Origin of the sequence: Mucilaginibacter aurantiaciroseus, assembly GCF_024055595.1 — a bacterium.
In the GTDB taxonomy this organism is placed as follows: domain Bacteria; phylum Bacteroidota; class Bacteroidia; order Sphingobacteriales; family Sphingobacteriaceae; genus Mucilaginibacter; species Mucilaginibacter aurantiaciroseus.
Genome location: NZ_JAMXOF010000002.1, coordinates 216,929 through 232,201 on the forward strand (window position 1 = coordinate 216,929; position 15,273 = coordinate 232,201).

The 15,273-nt window shown below is 42.1% G+C and carries 14 protein-coding genes; all 14 read left to right on the forward strand.

What is annotated here, in order from left to right; translation table 11 throughout:
- Position 1 precedes the first annotated feature (1 nt).
- The 14 genes from NAF17_RS09030 (at position 2) to NAF17_RS09095 (ending at position 15,267) form a co-directional block, all read left to right on the forward strand.
- Positions 2 to 3,085, forward strand: a complete 3,084-nt coding sequence (locus NAF17_RS09030; protein WP_252757679.1) for a TAT-variant-translocated molybdopterin oxidoreductase — start codon at positions 2 to 4, stop codon at positions 3,083 to 3,085.
- 26 nt (positions 3,086 to 3,111) lie between these two features.
- Complete coding sequence (gene nrfD, locus NAF17_RS09035) at positions 3,112 to 4,584, forward strand: NrfD/PsrC family molybdoenzyme membrane anchor subunit (RefSeq protein WP_252757680.1); 1,473 nt, start codon at positions 3,112 to 3,114, stop codon at positions 4,582 to 4,584.
- A 2-nt stretch (positions 4,585 to 4,586) separates the two neighbouring features.
- Positions 4,587 to 5,123 (forward strand): DUF3341 domain-containing protein, encoded by a 537-nt coding sequence (locus NAF17_RS09040; RefSeq protein WP_252757681.1) that lies wholly within the window; start codon positions 4,587 to 4,589, stop codon positions 5,121 to 5,123.
- A complete protein-coding gene (locus NAF17_RS09045; RefSeq protein ID WP_370340944.1) occupies positions 5,116 to 5,691 on the forward strand; it encodes a c-type cytochrome in 576 nt (191 codons plus the stop codon). Before NAF17_RS09040 ends, NAF17_RS09045 begins: the two co-directional genes overlap by 8 nt.
- Before the next feature lie 12 nt (positions 5,692 to 5,703).
- Positions 5,704 to 6,960: a quinol:cytochrome C oxidoreductase gene (locus NAF17_RS09050; protein WP_252757683.1), complete on the forward strand. Its 1,257-nt coding sequence runs from the start codon at positions 5,704 to 5,706 to the stop codon at positions 6,958 to 6,960.
- 48 nt (positions 6,961 to 7,008) lie between these two features.
- A complete protein-coding gene (locus NAF17_RS09055) occupies positions 7,009 to 8,199 on the forward strand; it encodes a cytochrome c oxidase subunit II (RefSeq protein WP_252757684.1) in 1,191 nt (396 codons plus the stop codon).
- Between the two features lie 115 nt (positions 8,200 to 8,314).
- Positions 8,315 to 10,105 carry a cytochrome c oxidase subunit I gene (locus NAF17_RS09060; protein WP_370341153.1) on the forward strand — a complete coding sequence of 597 codons (1,791 nt, stop codon included), beginning with the start codon at positions 8,315 to 8,317 and terminating at the stop codon, positions 10,103 to 10,105.
- Between the two features lie 144 nt (positions 10,106 to 10,249).
- Positions 10,250 to 11,311, forward strand: coding sequence for a COX15/CtaA family protein (locus tag NAF17_RS09065; protein ID WP_252757686.1), 1,062 nt, complete (start codon positions 10,250 to 10,252; stop codon positions 11,309 to 11,311).
- Positions 11,308 to 12,198 carry a heme o synthase gene (cyoE, locus tag NAF17_RS09070; RefSeq protein WP_252757687.1) on the forward strand — a complete coding sequence of 297 codons (891 nt, stop codon included), beginning with the start codon at positions 11,308 to 11,310 and terminating at the stop codon, positions 12,196 to 12,198. Before NAF17_RS09065 ends, cyoE begins: the two co-directional genes overlap by 4 nt.
- Positions 12,195 to 12,773: a cytochrome c oxidase subunit 3 gene (locus tag NAF17_RS09075; RefSeq protein WP_252757688.1), complete on the forward strand. Its 579-nt coding sequence runs from the start codon at positions 12,195 to 12,197 to the stop codon at positions 12,771 to 12,773. The genes cyoE and NAF17_RS09075 overlap by 4 nt, the downstream gene beginning before the upstream one ends.
- Positions 12,774 to 12,782: 9 nt before the next feature.
- Positions 12,783 to 13,502: a cytochrome c oxidase subunit 3 gene (locus NAF17_RS09080; RefSeq protein WP_252757689.1), complete on the forward strand. Its 720-nt coding sequence runs from the start codon at positions 12,783 to 12,785 to the stop codon at positions 13,500 to 13,502.
- Between the two features lie 19 nt (positions 13,503 to 13,521).
- Positions 13,522 to 13,878, forward strand: a complete 357-nt coding sequence (locus NAF17_RS09085) for a cytochrome C oxidase subunit IV family protein (protein WP_252757690.1) — start codon at positions 13,522 to 13,524, stop codon at positions 13,876 to 13,878.
- Positions 13,879 to 13,919: 41 nt separating this feature from the next.
- Positions 13,920 to 14,576: an SCO family protein gene (locus tag NAF17_RS09090; RefSeq protein WP_252757691.1), complete on the forward strand. Its 657-nt coding sequence runs from the start codon at positions 13,920 to 13,922 to the stop codon at positions 14,574 to 14,576.
- A 115-nt stretch (positions 14,577 to 14,691) separates the two neighbouring features.
- Positions 14,692 to 15,267, forward strand: a complete 576-nt coding sequence (locus NAF17_RS09095) for a DUF420 domain-containing protein (RefSeq protein WP_252757692.1) — start codon at positions 14,692 to 14,694, stop codon at positions 15,265 to 15,267.
- Positions 15,268 to 15,273: the final 6 nt, after the last annotated feature.

The following is a 15,273-nucleotide window of genomic DNA, read 5'->3' on the forward strand; positions in this document are numbered from 1 at the left end:
AATGGATAGCAATAAAAAATACTGGAAAGGTTTAGAAGAACTGAACAAAACGCCAGAATTTGTTGAGAAAAATAAGCACGAATTTGCCGAGCCAATTCCTATCGAGGAGGTTTTAAGCGGAGGCGGCCTTATGGGCAAAACCCCCCGTCGCGACTTTTTAAAGGCATTAGGCTTTGGTGTTGGTGCGGTTACATTAGCGGCTTGCCAAAAAGTACCGGTACACAAATCGATCCCTTACTTAATTAAACCGGAGGAGATAACCCTGGGTGTGGCTAACTACTACACATCTACTTATGATGGTAGCGCAATTTTGGTTAAAACCCGCGAAGGCCGCCCTATTAAGGTTGAAGGTAACCCTAAAGATCTTTTATCAAAAGGTGGTTTAAGTGCGCAGGCACAAGCATCAGTGCTTGAGCTTTACGATACCAGCCGCGTTAAGGACCCTCAATTGAACGGTACCGACAGCAGTTGGTCTGAGATTGATGCTTTTGTAAAAAGCAAACTTGCAGCGGTTGTAGCAAGTGGCAAAACCATCAGCATCGTTTCATCAACAGTACACAGCCCGTCTACACAAGCGGTAATTGCTGAATTTATTGCAAAATATCCTACTGCAAAACACGTACAGTACGACGCAGTTTCTTATACAGGTATTATAAAGGCTAACCAAAACAGTTTTGGTAAAGCGGTATTGCCCCACTACAATTTTGATAAGGCTGACATCATTGTAAGCTTCGCGGCAGATTTTCTTGGAACATGGATCTCCGGTGAAGAATTTACCCGCCAGTACGTATCAAACCGTAATAACAAATCGCTCGAAGAAAAAAAGATGTCACGTCACATCCAATTCGAGAGCGGTATGAGCCTTACCGGTACCAATGCAGATGTGCGTATCGCCATCAAACCATCTGAAGAAGGTGTTGCCCTGGTTAACCTGTACAATGCTATATCTGGCACAACGTTACCGGGTTCAAAAAAATTAACTACAGTAAACGCAGATAAAGCCATCTTATTAGTAGCGGCAGAACTTAAAGCAGCAAAAGGCAAAGCCTTAGTTGTAGCCGGCTCAAACGATGTTGCTAAACAAGTTTTGGTAAATGCTATCAACTCTTTATTAGGCAGCTACGGCACCACTATCGATCTGGACAATCCATCTCGTCAGTACGCCGGTAATGATGGTGCCATTGTTGATTTCATTACACAAGCTAAAGCAGGTACAGTTGGTGCAGCATTATTCCTTGATGCTAACCCGGCTTATGATTACCATATTGCAACAGCAGTTGTTGATGCATTGAAGAATGTAGGCTTAAAAGTTTCATTCTCTGATCATACCGATGAAACCGCGGCACTTTGTAATATTATTGCCCCAAACCACAACTATTTAGAGTCGTGGGGTGATGATAGCTCTGTAGAAGGTTACTACACGGTAATGCAGCCAACTATTAACCCGGTTAATAATACCCGCCAGGCCGAGCATAGCCTGTTGGTTTGGGCTGATAGCGCAACTAAAGATTACTACGCATTTGTAAGAAATAATTGGAACACCAGTTTATTAGCCAAAGGCGGTTTATCTGGCCAGGCTGGTTGGGAAACCTTATTACAAACCGGTTTTGTATTGGTAGCACCTGTTGCTGCCGGTTCATACACCTTTAACTATGACCTTAACGCGGTTGCACAAACCATATTAGGCCAAAGTGCTAAACTTGCCGAAGGTGGTAAAGTGGAGCTGCAGGTTTACCAGAATACAGCAATGCGCGATGGTAAAAAAGCAAACAACCCATGGTTGCAAGAGTTACCTGACCCGGTTTCTAAAGTTACCTGGGACAACTTTGTAGCGATGTCTCCATCTGATATTAAAAAGATGGGCCTTGATGAATTTGAGGTTGTTGAGATTAGCGCGAATGGTTACACGGTAACATTACCGGTATTATCACAACCGGGCCAGGCGCCGGGCACAGTATCTGTAGCTGTTGGTTACGGCCGTACTGCAGCAGGCCTTGTTGGTAACAATGTGGGTAAAAACGCATATCCATTCCTTAGTTTCCTAAACGGTACGTTCCAAACAAACGCATCGGCAACAGTAAAAGCTACAGGCGATATATTCCCGCTTTCGCAAACACAAACGCATCACTCTTTTGAGGGCCGTAACATTATCCGCGAAGCAACCTTTACCGAATACAAGAAAGATGCACGCGCAGGCAGCGGTAAAGAAGGTGAAGAAGAAAAGATGTTTGACCTTTGGGAGAACACTAACGAAGACACCATCCACGCTCGCCCTGTTTATGACTGGGTTATGGCTATTGACTTAAATGCATGTACAGGTTGTGGCGCTTGCGTTGTAGCATGTAGTGCAGAAAACAACATACCTGTTGTTGGTAAAGACGAAGTTGGCCGCCGCCGCGAGATGCACTGGATCCGTATTGACCGTTACTACAGCTTTGAACAAAATGGCGAGGCTAAGGTTGATAGCCGTTCTGGTAAAGTAACGCAAGAGAAAGAAATTGAGAAACTGGCCGACTTTAGCAACGTAACCGTTGTTCACCAGCCAATGCTTTGCCAGCACTGTGACCACGCACCTTGTGAAACTGTTTGCCCGGTATTAGCTACCACGCACTCAAGCGAAGGTATAAACATGATGGCTTACAACCGTTGTGTTGGTACACGTTACTGTGCAAATAACTGCCCGTATAAGGTGCGCCGCTTTAACTGGTTCAACTATTGGAACGATTCTCGTTTTGATAATTACTTAAATAACGTGCATACACAATTAGTACTTAACCCCGATGTTACTACACGTTTCCGTGGGGTTATGGAAAAATGCTCGATGTGTGTGCAACGTATACAAGCAGGTAAATTACAGGCTAAAATAGAAAAACGCCCGCTAAGGGATGGCGAAGTTAAAGTTGCTTGTCAGCAAACTTGTTCTGCAAACGCTATCGTGTTTGGTAACAGGAACGACCCTAACTCTGAAGTTTCAAAAGCTTTGAAGAGCGAGCGTACTTACTATGTACTTGAAGAACTTAACGTAAAACCGGGTATTGGATACCAGGTGAAAGTTAGGAACACCGGAACTGAATCATTGGCTTAATTTTACATCGAGATATATAACAACATATGGCTCATCAACATGAATCAATAATCAGGGAACCGTTAATGACGGGCAAAGACATGACCTTTGCCAAGATCACTAACGATATATTGTTACCTGTAGAGAATAAACCTAACAAAGCGTGGTGGATCGGTTTTACCGTATCATCATTAGGCTCATTGTTATGGGTAGTGTCTATCAGCTACACCTTTTGGTTTGGCTTAGGCGCGTGGGGGCTTAACAAAACTGTAGGATGGGCTTGGGATATTACCGGTTTCGTATGGTGGGTAGGTATTGGTCACGCGGGTACACTGATCTCGGCGGTACTATTGATCTTCCGTCAAAACTGGCGTAACTCCATTAACCGGTCTGCCGAGGCGATGACCATTTTCGCGGTAATTTGTGCAGCTACATATATTGTAGCACACATGGGCCGCCCATGGTTAGCATACTACACTTTACCGCTTCCAAACCAGTACGGTTCACTTTGGGTAAACTGGAACTCGGCTTTGATGATGGACGTGTTCGCGATTTCAACTTACTTCTCGGTTTCATTATTGTTCTGGTACACAGGTTTATTGCCTGACATCGCTTCGATCCGTGACCGTGCAACAGGCTTACGCAAACGTATCTATTCAATACTATCATTCGGCTGGACAGGTTCATTAAAAACCTGGCAGCGTTTCGAAACCGTATCTTTGATACTTGCAGGTATATCTACACCACTGGTACTATCGGTACACACCATTGTATCGTTTGACTTTGCTACGTCGTTAGAGCCGGGATGGCACACCACCATCTTCCCTCCATACTTTGTTGCGGGTGCTATCTTCTCTGGTTTCGCGATGGTGCAAACACTATTGCTGGTTACCCGTAAGGTGTTAGGTTTAGAAAACTACATTACCATGTTCCACATCGAATCGATGAATAAGATCATCTTATTAACAGGTTCTATCGTGGGGGTAGCTTATATAACCGAGTTTTTCATCGCGTGGTACTCTGGTGTAGAGTATGAGCAATACGCTTTCATCAACAGGGCAACCGGCCCGTACTGGTGGGCTTATTGGAGCATGATGAGCTGTAACGTAATTTCGCCACAGCTATTTTGGTCAAAATACTTGCGTACCAATATTAAATTCTCATGGTTCCTGTCAATCATCGTTAATATAGGTATGTGGTTCGAGCGTTTCGTAATTATTGTAACCTCGCTACACCGCGATTATATTCCATCAAGCTGGGCAATGTTCTATCCAACCTGGGTTGATGTGAGCGTGTTCATCGGTTCTATCGGTTTGTTCTTTACCATGTTTCTGTTATTTGTGCGGGTACTACCATCAGTAGCTATTGCCGAGGTTAAATTGTTGCTCAAAACATCAAGTGAGCAGGCTAAGAAGAAACTTATTGAAGAAGGCCATCTTGAGCCAGCCGAAGTTCAGTATTACAAGGAATCGTTAACAAAATTTGACAGTGTTGATTCGGCTGATTACGAAAAAGTATAAAAATGAGCAAGACTAAAATGATATTAGGCCTTTTTGATGACCCGGATGATATGATGCAGGGCATTGATAACCTACAGAAAAACAGCATCCCTATCTACGACATTTATACACCAATGCCAATACACGGTATTGAGGATAAAATGGGCATTAAAGACTCGAGATTAGGTTACGTGGCATTTTGTTTTGGCTGCCTTGGTGCTACAGTAATATTTAGCATGATATATTATATGCTTGTGCAAGATTGGCCAATGAATATAGGTGGTAAACCAAGTTTTGCAATACCAAACTTTGTACCGTTCACATTCGAGTGGACTATCCTTTTCACCGCGTTTGGTATGACGTTCACGTTCTTCGCAGCAACCAACCTTTTCCCTGGCCGTGCGCCACGTGTAATGGACCTGCGTGCAACCGACGACCGTTTTATAATAGCTATTGATGCTAAAGGAAACGTGCCGCACGAGGATATTACCAATTTATTAAAACAAGCAGGAGCAGTAGAAGTAAAGCATAACGAAAGAAAATATGTTAGCTATGAATAAACTTAGAATATTGGGCACAACGGCTATCGTTATTGCTGCATCGATCGTTATTACATCGTGCAAGGATAAGCGTAGTACCGGTTGGGAATACGCTCCCAATATGTACGAACATACAGCATTTGACCCGGACCAGGCCAATCCAAACTTTAAGGATGGTAAAACAGCGCAATTACCGCCCGCAGGTACAATACCCTTAGGCTTTAAACGCTTTGATTACTCAAACACCCGTGAGGGCTATGATAAAGCAAGCCTTGAGGTTACCAACCTTATTGCTAACGCCCCGCAGCATTTTGCAGAGGGTAAAAAGCTTTTTACAACCTTTTGCTCGCCATGCCATGGTTTAACCGGGCAGGGTGATGGTTTAGTTGTGCAGCACGGTTACCCGGCGCCGCCATCTTACTCAAAAGGCCAGTCATCGCGTGGTGGTGCAATGAAAGACCTTACAGACGGAAAAATATATCATACTATAACTTATGGTGTAAATGCGATGGGTTCTTACGCATCACAGATAGCACCAGAAGAGCGCTGGAAGATAGTTATGTATGTACACCATTTACAAACTTTATAAGATTAATTTTTAATGAAGACTCATAATAGTATAGAAGAACGTTTTCAATTCACAGGCACAAGCAAAACATTGAGTTTGGTTGGTATTGTAATTGGTATCATAGCAATTGCATTTGGCTTCATATTGGGTGGTGAACACGTACAACACACTTATAGCAACTTGTTGCTAATGTCTTACTACTTTGTTTGTGTTTGTACAGCAGGTGTGTTCTTTTGCGCTTACCAGTACGCGGCACAAGCCGGTTGGTCGGCATCCCTGATCAGGATCCCTCAGGCATTTGCCAAGGTGTTGCCTTTAGCAAGCATTATCTTAATAGCCGTAATTACTTTTGGCTTATTTAGCGAGCATGAAGTTATTGAACACGGTAAAAAAGAAATGGTACCATACCTGTATGCTCACTGGGCTACACATGGCTTAACCACTCTTGGCAGCGAAAACTACGATGCTATCATCGCGGGTAAAGCACCATTTTTAACAATCAAATTTTTCTACGGAATGCTTATTGTATTGTTAGGTGCCTACAGCTACTTTGGCTGGGCTTTAACAAAAACTTCGGTTGATGAAGATACGGAAGGCGGCATGCGTAACTACGATAAAAGTTTTAAACTGGCATGTATATTCCTGGTGGTTTTTGGTTTTACGTTCCCAATTTTCGCGTTCGGTGTTATCATGTCATTAGAGGCACACTGGTTTTCTACCATGTTTGGCTGGTACAACTTGGCGGCAATGCACGTAAGCGGTTTAGCTATCATGGCGTTGATCATGATTCACCTGCAAAAGAAAGGTTATATGGAGTGGTTACATGTAGATCATATGCACAGTATAGGTAAACTGATCTTCGGTTTCTCTATCTTTTGGACTTACGTATGGTTTGCACAGTTCTTCCTTACCTGGTATGCTAATATACCCGAGGAGTCTGTTTACTTCTACAAAAGATGGGAGCCCGAGTACAAATTCTGGTTCTGGTTTAATATCGTAATGAACTTTTTAGCGCCGTTGTTACTGTTGATGTCTCGTGATGCTAAACGTGTAAGAAGCCGTATGATGTGGACCTGTCTGCTATTAGTAGCCGGCCATTGGTTAGACTACTACATTATGATTATGCCGGGTACCGTTGAAAAACCAGGTTTTGGTGTTGAGGAAATAGGTATATTTTTGGGTTTTGTTGGTTTATTTACTTTCTCGGTATTAACCGCGCTAAGTAGGTTTACATCGCTTATCCCTAAAAAACATCCGTTCCTGCAAGAGAGCCTGCATCATCACATATAATAATTGTTAAATTTGTAACCGGATACAGCAATTCAAAAAACCAATAAAATGGGATTCAAAAATTTATTCAATTCTAAAAAAATACCTTCTCTTTTAGCTGTGTTTATGCTTTTGGGCACGAACGTGCTTTTTGCGCAGGGTACAGGGGCAGCCGGTGCTACTGCAACAGATGCAGTTAAAGACAACGGCTTGGCAACTGCAGGTTATTATATCCTGCTTTTCCTTATCGTTTGTTTTATTATCGGTATAGTTGGTAAGATTCTTCGCGTTTTCGATCTAACGCAACAGATACAAAGCAAAAACCCCATCAACTGGGATAATGTAATGGGTGTGTGCTGTCTTATATTCCTTATTGCAGGGGCATACGGGGCTTACTGGGAATTTACCGTACAGGGTGCCATGATATTGCCTGATGCAGCTTCAGAGCATGGTGTGAAATGGGATGAAATGTTCTGGACTACAACTACGTTAACAATGATCGTATTTGTAGTTACACAAGTCTTACTGTTCACCTTCCTGTTCAAGTATCGTCACAATGCAAACCGCCGTGGCCATTTCCTGCCACATAACAACACTATCGAGAAAGTTTGGACAATAGCACCAGCTATCGTTTTAACTATCCTTGTAATTTTCGGCTTCTTCACCTGGCAGCAAATCACCGATAACGTTGATGCAAAAGGCGAGCCTGCTTCTATCAATGTTGATATTACCGGCCACCAGTTTGCATGGGAGTTACGTTATCCTGGTAAAGATGCCCGCTTAGGTAAAACCGACTACAAACTGGTTAGTGGTACAAACAAATTAGGTATCAACTTTAAAGATAAAGATAGCTATGATGATCTTCAGGCTGATACCATGTACTTACCGGTGCGTAAATCCGTCAGGTTAAATATCCACGCGCAGGATGTTATCCACAGCGTTTATATGCCTCACTTCCGTGTACAACTGAACGCGGTACCGGGTTTACCAACTTTCTTTAAATTTAAACCAACCATTACTACTGCAGAGATGCGTATCAAACTGGATAAGCCAAATTTTGAATACGAGATACTTTGCAACAAGGTATGTGGTGGAGCCCATTACAACATGAAAAAAGTTGTACGTGTGGTTACCGAGGCTGAATACCAAGCATGGTTAAGCCAACAGAAACCATATCTGACAGACGCGATTAAGAAAGACCTTAAATTTGCTGCAGAGAAAAAAGAAGTACAATCAAACAGGTTAGCGTTAAACAATTAATTCAAAAAGATTAGCGAGTATGTCAACATTAACAGTTCACGATCACGTAGTATCACATCACGAAGAAGATCACGGACACCATAAAGCAACTTTCCTCAATACTTACGTATTCAGTATGGATCACAAAATGATCGCCAAGCAATTCCTGATCACAGGTATTGCAATGGCATTCATCGCCATGATGCTTTCTATCCTGTTCAGGATTCAATTAGCATACCCAGATAAAGCGTTCCCTTTAATGGAAACATTATTAGGCCGTTTTGCGCCTGGTGGCCGTTTAGATTCAAACTTTTACCTCGCATTGGTTACCATACACGGTACCATCATGGTATTCTTTGTATTAACAGCAGGCTTAAGCGGTACCTTCGCCAACTTACTTATCCCATTGCAATTAGGTGTACGTGATATGGCATCGCCATTCATGAACATGTTATCATACTGGTTCTTCTTTATAGCCTGTGGTATCATGTTATCATCATTCTTTATACAAAAAGGCCCTGCCAGCGGTGGCTGGACTATATATCCACCTTTATCTGCATTGCCTAAAGCTATGCCGGGTTCGGGCTTGGGTATGACGCTTTGGCTGATCAGTATGATCTTTTTCATCGCATCACAGCTAATGGCTGGTATAAACTATGTGAGTACCATCCTTAACATGCGTACAAAAGGTATGGACCTTTGGAAAATGCCACTATCTGTATGGGCATTGTTCTTAACTGCTGTGCTGGGTGTATTATCATTCCCGGTGTTAGTAGCAGGTGTTGTACTATTGGTATTTGACCGTAGCTTCGGTACCAGTTTCTACTTATCAGAAATTGTATTGAACAGTTCACAAGTTCAACCTTTCGAAGGTGGTAGCCCTATCTTGTTCCAGCACTTGTTCTGGTTCCTGGGCCACCCGGAGGTATATATTGTAATTATGCCTGCGATGGGTATCTCATCAGAGGTTATGTCGGTAAATTCGCGTAAACCTATCTTTGGTTACCACGCCATGGTTTACTCTCTTATAGGTATCACCGTATTATCGTTCATCGTATGGGGTCACCACATGTTTGTTACGGGTATGAACCCGTTCCTGGGCGGTGTGTTCATGATCACTACATTGATCATCGCGGTACCATCGGCAGTAAAAACATTTAACTGGCTTGCAACTTTATGGCGCGGTAACATTCGTTTTACATCGGCTATGTTGTTTGCTATCGGTATGGTTTCATTTTTTATCTCTGGTGGTTTAACCGGTATCTTCTTAGGTAATGCTGCGTTGGATATCAACCTGCACGATACTTACTTCGTAGTAGCCCACTTTCACTTGGTAATGGGTTCGGCAGCTATATTTGGTATGCTTGCGGGTGTTTATCACTGGTTCCCTAAAATGTTTGGTCGTATGATGAACGAACGTTTGGGTTACCTGCACTTCTGGTTAACCTTCATCGGCGCTTACCTGGTATTCTTCCCAATGCACTTTATGGGCTTGGATGGTGTACCACGCCGTTACTATGCGTTCACCGAGTTTGAGTCAATGAAACAATGGTTATCTGTAAATACATTTATTACATGGGCGGCAATCATGTCGGCATTAGCACAGTTAGCCTTCTTGTTTAACTTTGTACACTCTATTTTTTGGGGTAAAAAAGCGCCTCAAAACCCTTGGAACGCAAATACCTTGGAGTGGACCACACCTGTTGAGCATATACATGGTAACTGGCCGGGCGAGATCCCAACCGTTTACCGTTGGCCGTATGATTACAGCAAGCCGGGCGCTGAGCATGACTTTATACCACAAACAACGCCGCTTTCTGAAACAATGAGTTCTAACCTTCCGCACGACTTTGAGGACAACCCTATAGGTTTAGAGGAGCATAGCAAATGGACTAGTACTCAAAAAAGCAACGAAGAAGTTAAATAATATTATATTTTATCTGATGCTTTAGGGTACCTTTTCCTAATTTGATATTTAAAGAATTTATCAATTTGAAAATACTAATTTTCAAATTGGTAAATTTTCAAATTTTCAAATTAAAAGGTACCCTAATTTGTTAGAAATATTTAGATGAGCATAAAGGCACCCGGGAACAAGTTTCTAAAGTTTAATCTCACAACCATTATCCTGCTATTTTTATTGATATTGGCGGGTGGAGTAGTGCGCAGCACCGGCTCTGGTATGGGTTGCCCCGATTGGCCCAAATGCTTTGGAAGGTATATACCACCAACCAGTATTTCAGAATTACCGGCCAATTACAAAAAAACGTACTCGGATAAACGCCTTGCCAAAAACCAAAAGTTTGCCAAAATGCTCGATATTTTTGGATATAGCCAATTGGCGACGCGCATCCGTAGCGACAAATCTATCCTGTTACCTGAGGAATTTAATACCGCCCGAACCTGGACAGAATATATCAACCGTTTGATAGGTGCCGCATCGGGTTTGTTTTTACTGCTGTGCGTTGTATACTCCTTTATATATTGGAAGACTAATAAACCAATTGTTTTCCTGAGCATATTTAATGTGTTTTTGGTAGCCTTCCAGGCTTGGTTAGGATCTATAGTGGTATCAACCAATTTGGTTGCCTGGATCGTAACCGTACACATGCTTATTGCCCTGGTTATTTTAGCCATCAGCATAACAACCTACCACATGGCAAAAGTGCAGGGCAGGTATAAGGTGGAACGTAAAACATTTATAGCGATAGTTACTTTGCTGGTATTAACGCTGAGTGTTTTGCAAATAACTTTTGGCACCGAGCTGCGCGAAAAGATAGATGCAGTAGCCAGCCATTTAGAAGGCAGCTACCGTGCTAGTTGGGTACAGCGTGCAGGTGATATATTTGCACAGCACCGCGATGCAGCCTTAATAGTTTTGATTATGAACGTGGTTTTATATGCACTCATCCGTAAGGGCTTTAACAAGCATTCGGTACAACAGCAGTTAATGAGTTTTACGTTTTTAATGATCATGCTGCAAATAGTTACCGGTATATTGTTATCATACTGGGCTTTACCGCCATTTGCGCAGGCCGTACATATTGTACTGGCGAGTTTAGTTTTTGGCGCTCAATTTTATTTATTCTTGAATTTATTTAGCTCAGTGAACGTGCAGGGGGCAGGCAAATGAAATGGAGTGATTTTTCTAAGCTGATAAAAATGCGACTAACCTTGTTAGTGGTGTTTTCGGCATCTATTTCATTTATCATAGCAGTTAAGGCCAACGGTGGCAACACCTGGGGGTCGTTGTACAGCACAACCATGTGGATCAATTGGGCCAAGCTGGTTATTGGTGGTTTTTTAGTTACATCTGCAGCCAATTGCTTTAACGAAGTAATTGAGGTTGACCTGGATAAATTAATGAAACGCACCATGGACCGCCCAATGCCTGCAGGCAGGATGACAAATGGCCAGGGCCTGGTTTTAGGCTTGGGTATGGGTATGGCAGGTACATATCTACTGGGAAGTTTAAATGTACTTACAGGCCTGCTATCGGTATTCTCAATTATATTATATGCGTTTGCTTATACTCCATTAAAGCGCAAATCGCCAATAGCAGTTTTTGTTGGGGCTATACCGGGCGCATTGCCTGCATTAATAGGTTACGTAGCAGGCCAGCCACACGGCCGGATAGATGAGATAGCATTAATTTTATTCGCCATACAGTTTGTATGGCAGTTTCCGCATTTTTGGGCAATTGCCTGGGTGTTGGATGATGACTATAAACTGGCAGGTTTCAGGCTGTTGCCAACTGGTAAACGTAACCTAACAAGTGCCGTAATTACTTTTGCAGCTACTGTTATATTATTGCCGGTAAGCTTGCTGCCTTATTTTAACCATAATGGCGGCATTGTTCTTGCAATAGTGTCGTTTGTAATGAGTTTGATTTTTATATACCAGGCATTTAACCTAATGCGTACGCTAGAAATTAGCAGCGCCCGTAAATTGATGTTTGGCTCTTTTTACTATTTGCCGGTAGTGCAACTAGTGTTTTTATTTGATTTTATAGGAAAATGATGGCTCAGATACAAAAAGAAGACAGATATAACCTGGCACCCAAAAAATTCAACATGTGGATCTTCATATTCACATCGTTTATGTTTTTTGCGGCGTTAACCAGCGGTTTTATCGTATACGTGGGTGGCAGCAAGGCACATGGCATTAATATTAAATTGCCCGATGCCTTTATGTACAGCACCGGCGTAATTTTATTAAGCAGCATTACGATGTTTTTGGCATCAAATGCGGCTAAGGCGCTTGACCGTGGTAAACAGCAATTTTATTTAATGGCTACCATTTTTTTAGGCGTTGCCTTTTTTATCATACAGTTATCGGCATGGTCATACATGATCAAAAATGGCGTTTATTTTAGTAACCCAAATGCTTCCCAATCCTTTATATATGTATTTACCGGGATGCATTTACTACATATTTTTGCCGGCTTATTGCTGTTGGCCAATACGCTTTGGCGTAGCACCCGCAGTATAGAGCAGGTTAAAAATTTATACAGTGTACAGATGTCCTCTATTTTTTGGCATTTTGTCGATATAATATGGATTTATCTGTATGTTTTTTTACTTTTGAACCAATAATAGAAACTCATGAGTGTACAAGTATCACCTATAGATGAAGTAAAGACAACGCCGTGGTCTGGTGGCAGATCTCCGTTCAATGTCGAATACGGTAAAATGATGATGTGGTTTTTCCTCCTTTCGGATGCGTTTACCTTTTCGTCACTATTAATTGCCTATGGATCGTTGCGTTTCAGCTCGAGCAGCTGGCCTGCACCAGATAAGGTTTTCCAATCGGTGCCTGGTTTGTTAGATAGTGGCGCACCACTTGTGTTTGTGGGTTTAATGACTTTTATCCTGATTCTTAGTTCGGTTACCATGGTATTGGCTGTAGAGGCCGGCCACCGTTTAGCCAAAAAAGAAGTGCTTTGGTGGATGTTTGCTACCATTATTGGTGGCTTTACCTTTTTGGGTTGCCAGGCGTTAGAGTGGAGCCACTTACACCACGAAGGTTTTTGGTGGGGGACCATCCCTAATGCTGAAGAGTTGAAACACCTGTTTACAGGCGGTAACGAGGCTACCTACGGTACCTACGCGCAACAGTTTGCTAACTTGTTTTTCACCATAACGGGTTTCCACGGTTTCCACGTATTTAGCGGTGTTATTATCAATATCATTATCACTGTAAATGTATTGTTAGGTACCTACCAAAAACGCGGTAGCTATTTAATGATCGAAAAAGTTGGCCTTTACTGGCACTTTGTAGATTTGGTATGGGTATTTGTATTTACTTTCTTTTACTTAGTTTAAAAATTTAACTGATAAATATATGTCATCAGAAACAACAGAAGTTCACCACGAAGACCACGGTCACGGTGAAGGAATGACCAAAAAGAAAATTATACAGATCTTCCTGGTATTATTGGGTATAACTGTAGTTGAGTTTATTATTGCGCTTTGGTTAGTGCCATCGGGTAAAGTGCCTATACACTGGGCAAACCCGATATACATTGTATTAACCCTGTTTAAAGCATTTTATATAGTTGCATACTTTATGCACTTAAAATTCGAGAAAATAGGCTTAGCGCTTTGCATCATCGTACCGATATTATTTATTATCGGTTTGATATTGGTGCTTACAAATGAAAGCCACTACTGGATAGATTTGAGACCGAAAATAGGATAATGCGTAAAGCTTCTATCCCGAAAAAAATAATAGTCCTGGTAATGATATTAGCTTTACCGGGATTTTTGTATTATTTGCTAACCGCCAAAGGCAAGAACAGGTATAAGCCGCTCTCGTTTTTTGGCCCTAAACAGGTAGCTAAAACAGGGCATAAGTTTCACGGCACGTTTATCCCCGATACGATCTACCACAGGCTTAACGACTTTAACCTTACCGACCAAAATGGCAAGCAGGTATCGTTCAAGAACTTTGATAAAAAGATTTTTTTGGCAAGTTTTTTTTATACCAACTGCCCAACTGTTTGCAACGAGGTAAATAAGAACGTAAGCGAACTGGTATACGCTTACCGCAAAAACCCGATGGTGTATTTTACATCATTTACGGTTGACCCAACGCGCGATACACCGCAGGCTCTAAAAAAGTATGCAGGTAAGTTTGAGGAAACCAGGAAATGGTTGTTTCTTTCGGGTGATACCAGTATTACGTATAACCTGGCTCGTACCGGCTTTTTAGTGAACGCGGTACAGGCCGGTAAGGACGATTTTATTTATACCGATAAGCTGATACTGATCGATGCTGAGAAGCGTATCAGGGGCTATTACTCCGGCACATCAGCCGCCGACCTTACCAAGCTTAACGATGAGATAAAGGTGCTGATAGCCGAAGAGCTGCGCAAGGTGGATAAAGCTTTATATTAGAATAAAAGTAAGTGATCAAGAATCAGGAGCCAAAACAAAACCCTGATGAAACATATTAAATAATAAAAACGAATCCTGACGCTAATCGTCTAGATTCCTGACTCTCATATAAACGATGACTGATAAATTCATATTCCGATTTGTAGCAGGTGTAACAATATTCGTTATAGTGGTGGTGATCGTGCTTAACCGCCATCTTATCCCGGGCTCTGCTACGCCACCTGCGTTTACGCCGTATTTGCCGCTGCTTAACGCCGTTTTAAACGGTATGTGCAGTGTGCTGCTGTTAACTTCGTTATACTTCATTAAACAGGGTAATATCACGGTTCATAAACGCTTAAATATTTTAACGTTCTGCTTGTCGTCGTTATTCCTGGTATCCTACATCCTGTTCCATTACCTAATGCAGCACGATACCGTGTACGGCGATACTAACGGAGATGGCTTATTATCTGCCGATGAACGCGCAACTGCCGGTAGTATGCGCACAATTTACCTGTCGTTATTAGTGCCACACATTATACTGGCTGCAGGTGTTTTACCATTGATACTACTAAGTTTTTACAGTGGCTTACAATTGCAGGTTGCAAAACATAAGAAACTGGTAAGATGGGCGTTTCCTATATGGTTATTCGTTACATTAACCGGCGTTGTTGTATATTTGATGATCAAACCGTACTACCACTTTTAATAGGTT

Bases quoted from the DNA above. Each gene is read 5' to 3' on its own strand.
- NAF17_RS09045 (WP_370340944.1), top strand. From the start codon at position 5,116: ATGAATAAACTTAGAATATTGGGCACAACGGCTATCGTTATTGCTGCA.
- NAF17_RS09080 (WP_252757689.1), top strand. From the start codon at position 12,783: ATGAGTGTACAAGTATCACCTATAGATGAAGTAAAGACAACGCCGTGG.
- NAF17_RS09040 (WP_252757681.1), top strand. From the start codon at position 4,587: ATGAGCAAGACTAAAATGATATTAGGCCTTTTTGATGACCCGGATGAT.
- NAF17_RS09060 (WP_370341153.1), top strand. From the start codon at position 8,315: ATGGATCACAAAATGATCGCCAAGCAATTCCTGATCACAGGTATTGCA.
- nrfD (WP_252757680.1), top strand. From the start codon at position 3,112: ATGGCTCATCAACATGAATCAATAATCAGGGAACCGTTAATGACGGGC.
- cyoE (WP_252757687.1), top strand. From the start codon at position 11,308: ATGAAATGGAGTGATTTTTCTAAGCTGATAAAAATGCGACTAACCTTG.
- NAF17_RS09090 (WP_252757691.1), top strand. From the start codon at position 13,920: ATGATATTAGCTTTACCGGGATTTTTGTATTATTTGCTAACCGCCAAA.
- NAF17_RS09055 (WP_252757684.1), top strand. From the start codon at position 7,009: ATGGGATTCAAAAATTTATTCAATTCTAAAAAAATACCTTCTCTTTTA.
- NAF17_RS09085 (WP_252757690.1), top strand. From the start codon at position 13,522: ATGTCATCAGAAACAACAGAAGTTCACCACGAAGACCACGGTCACGGT.
- NAF17_RS09030 (WP_252757679.1), top strand. From the start codon at position 2: ATGGATAGCAATAAAAAATACTGGAAAGGTTTAGAAGAACTGAACAAA.
- NAF17_RS09065 (WP_252757686.1), top strand. From the start codon at position 10,250: ATGAGCATAAAGGCACCCGGGAACAAGTTTCTAAAGTTTAATCTCACA.
- NAF17_RS09095 (WP_252757692.1), top strand. From the start codon at position 14,692: ATGACTGATAAATTCATATTCCGATTTGTAGCAGGTGTAACAATATTC.
- NAF17_RS09050 (WP_252757683.1), top strand. From the start codon at position 5,704: ATGAAGACTCATAATAGTATAGAAGAACGTTTTCAATTCACAGGCACA.
- NAF17_RS09075 (WP_252757688.1), top strand. From the start codon at position 12,195: ATGATGGCTCAGATACAAAAAGAAGACAGATATAACCTGGCACCCAAA.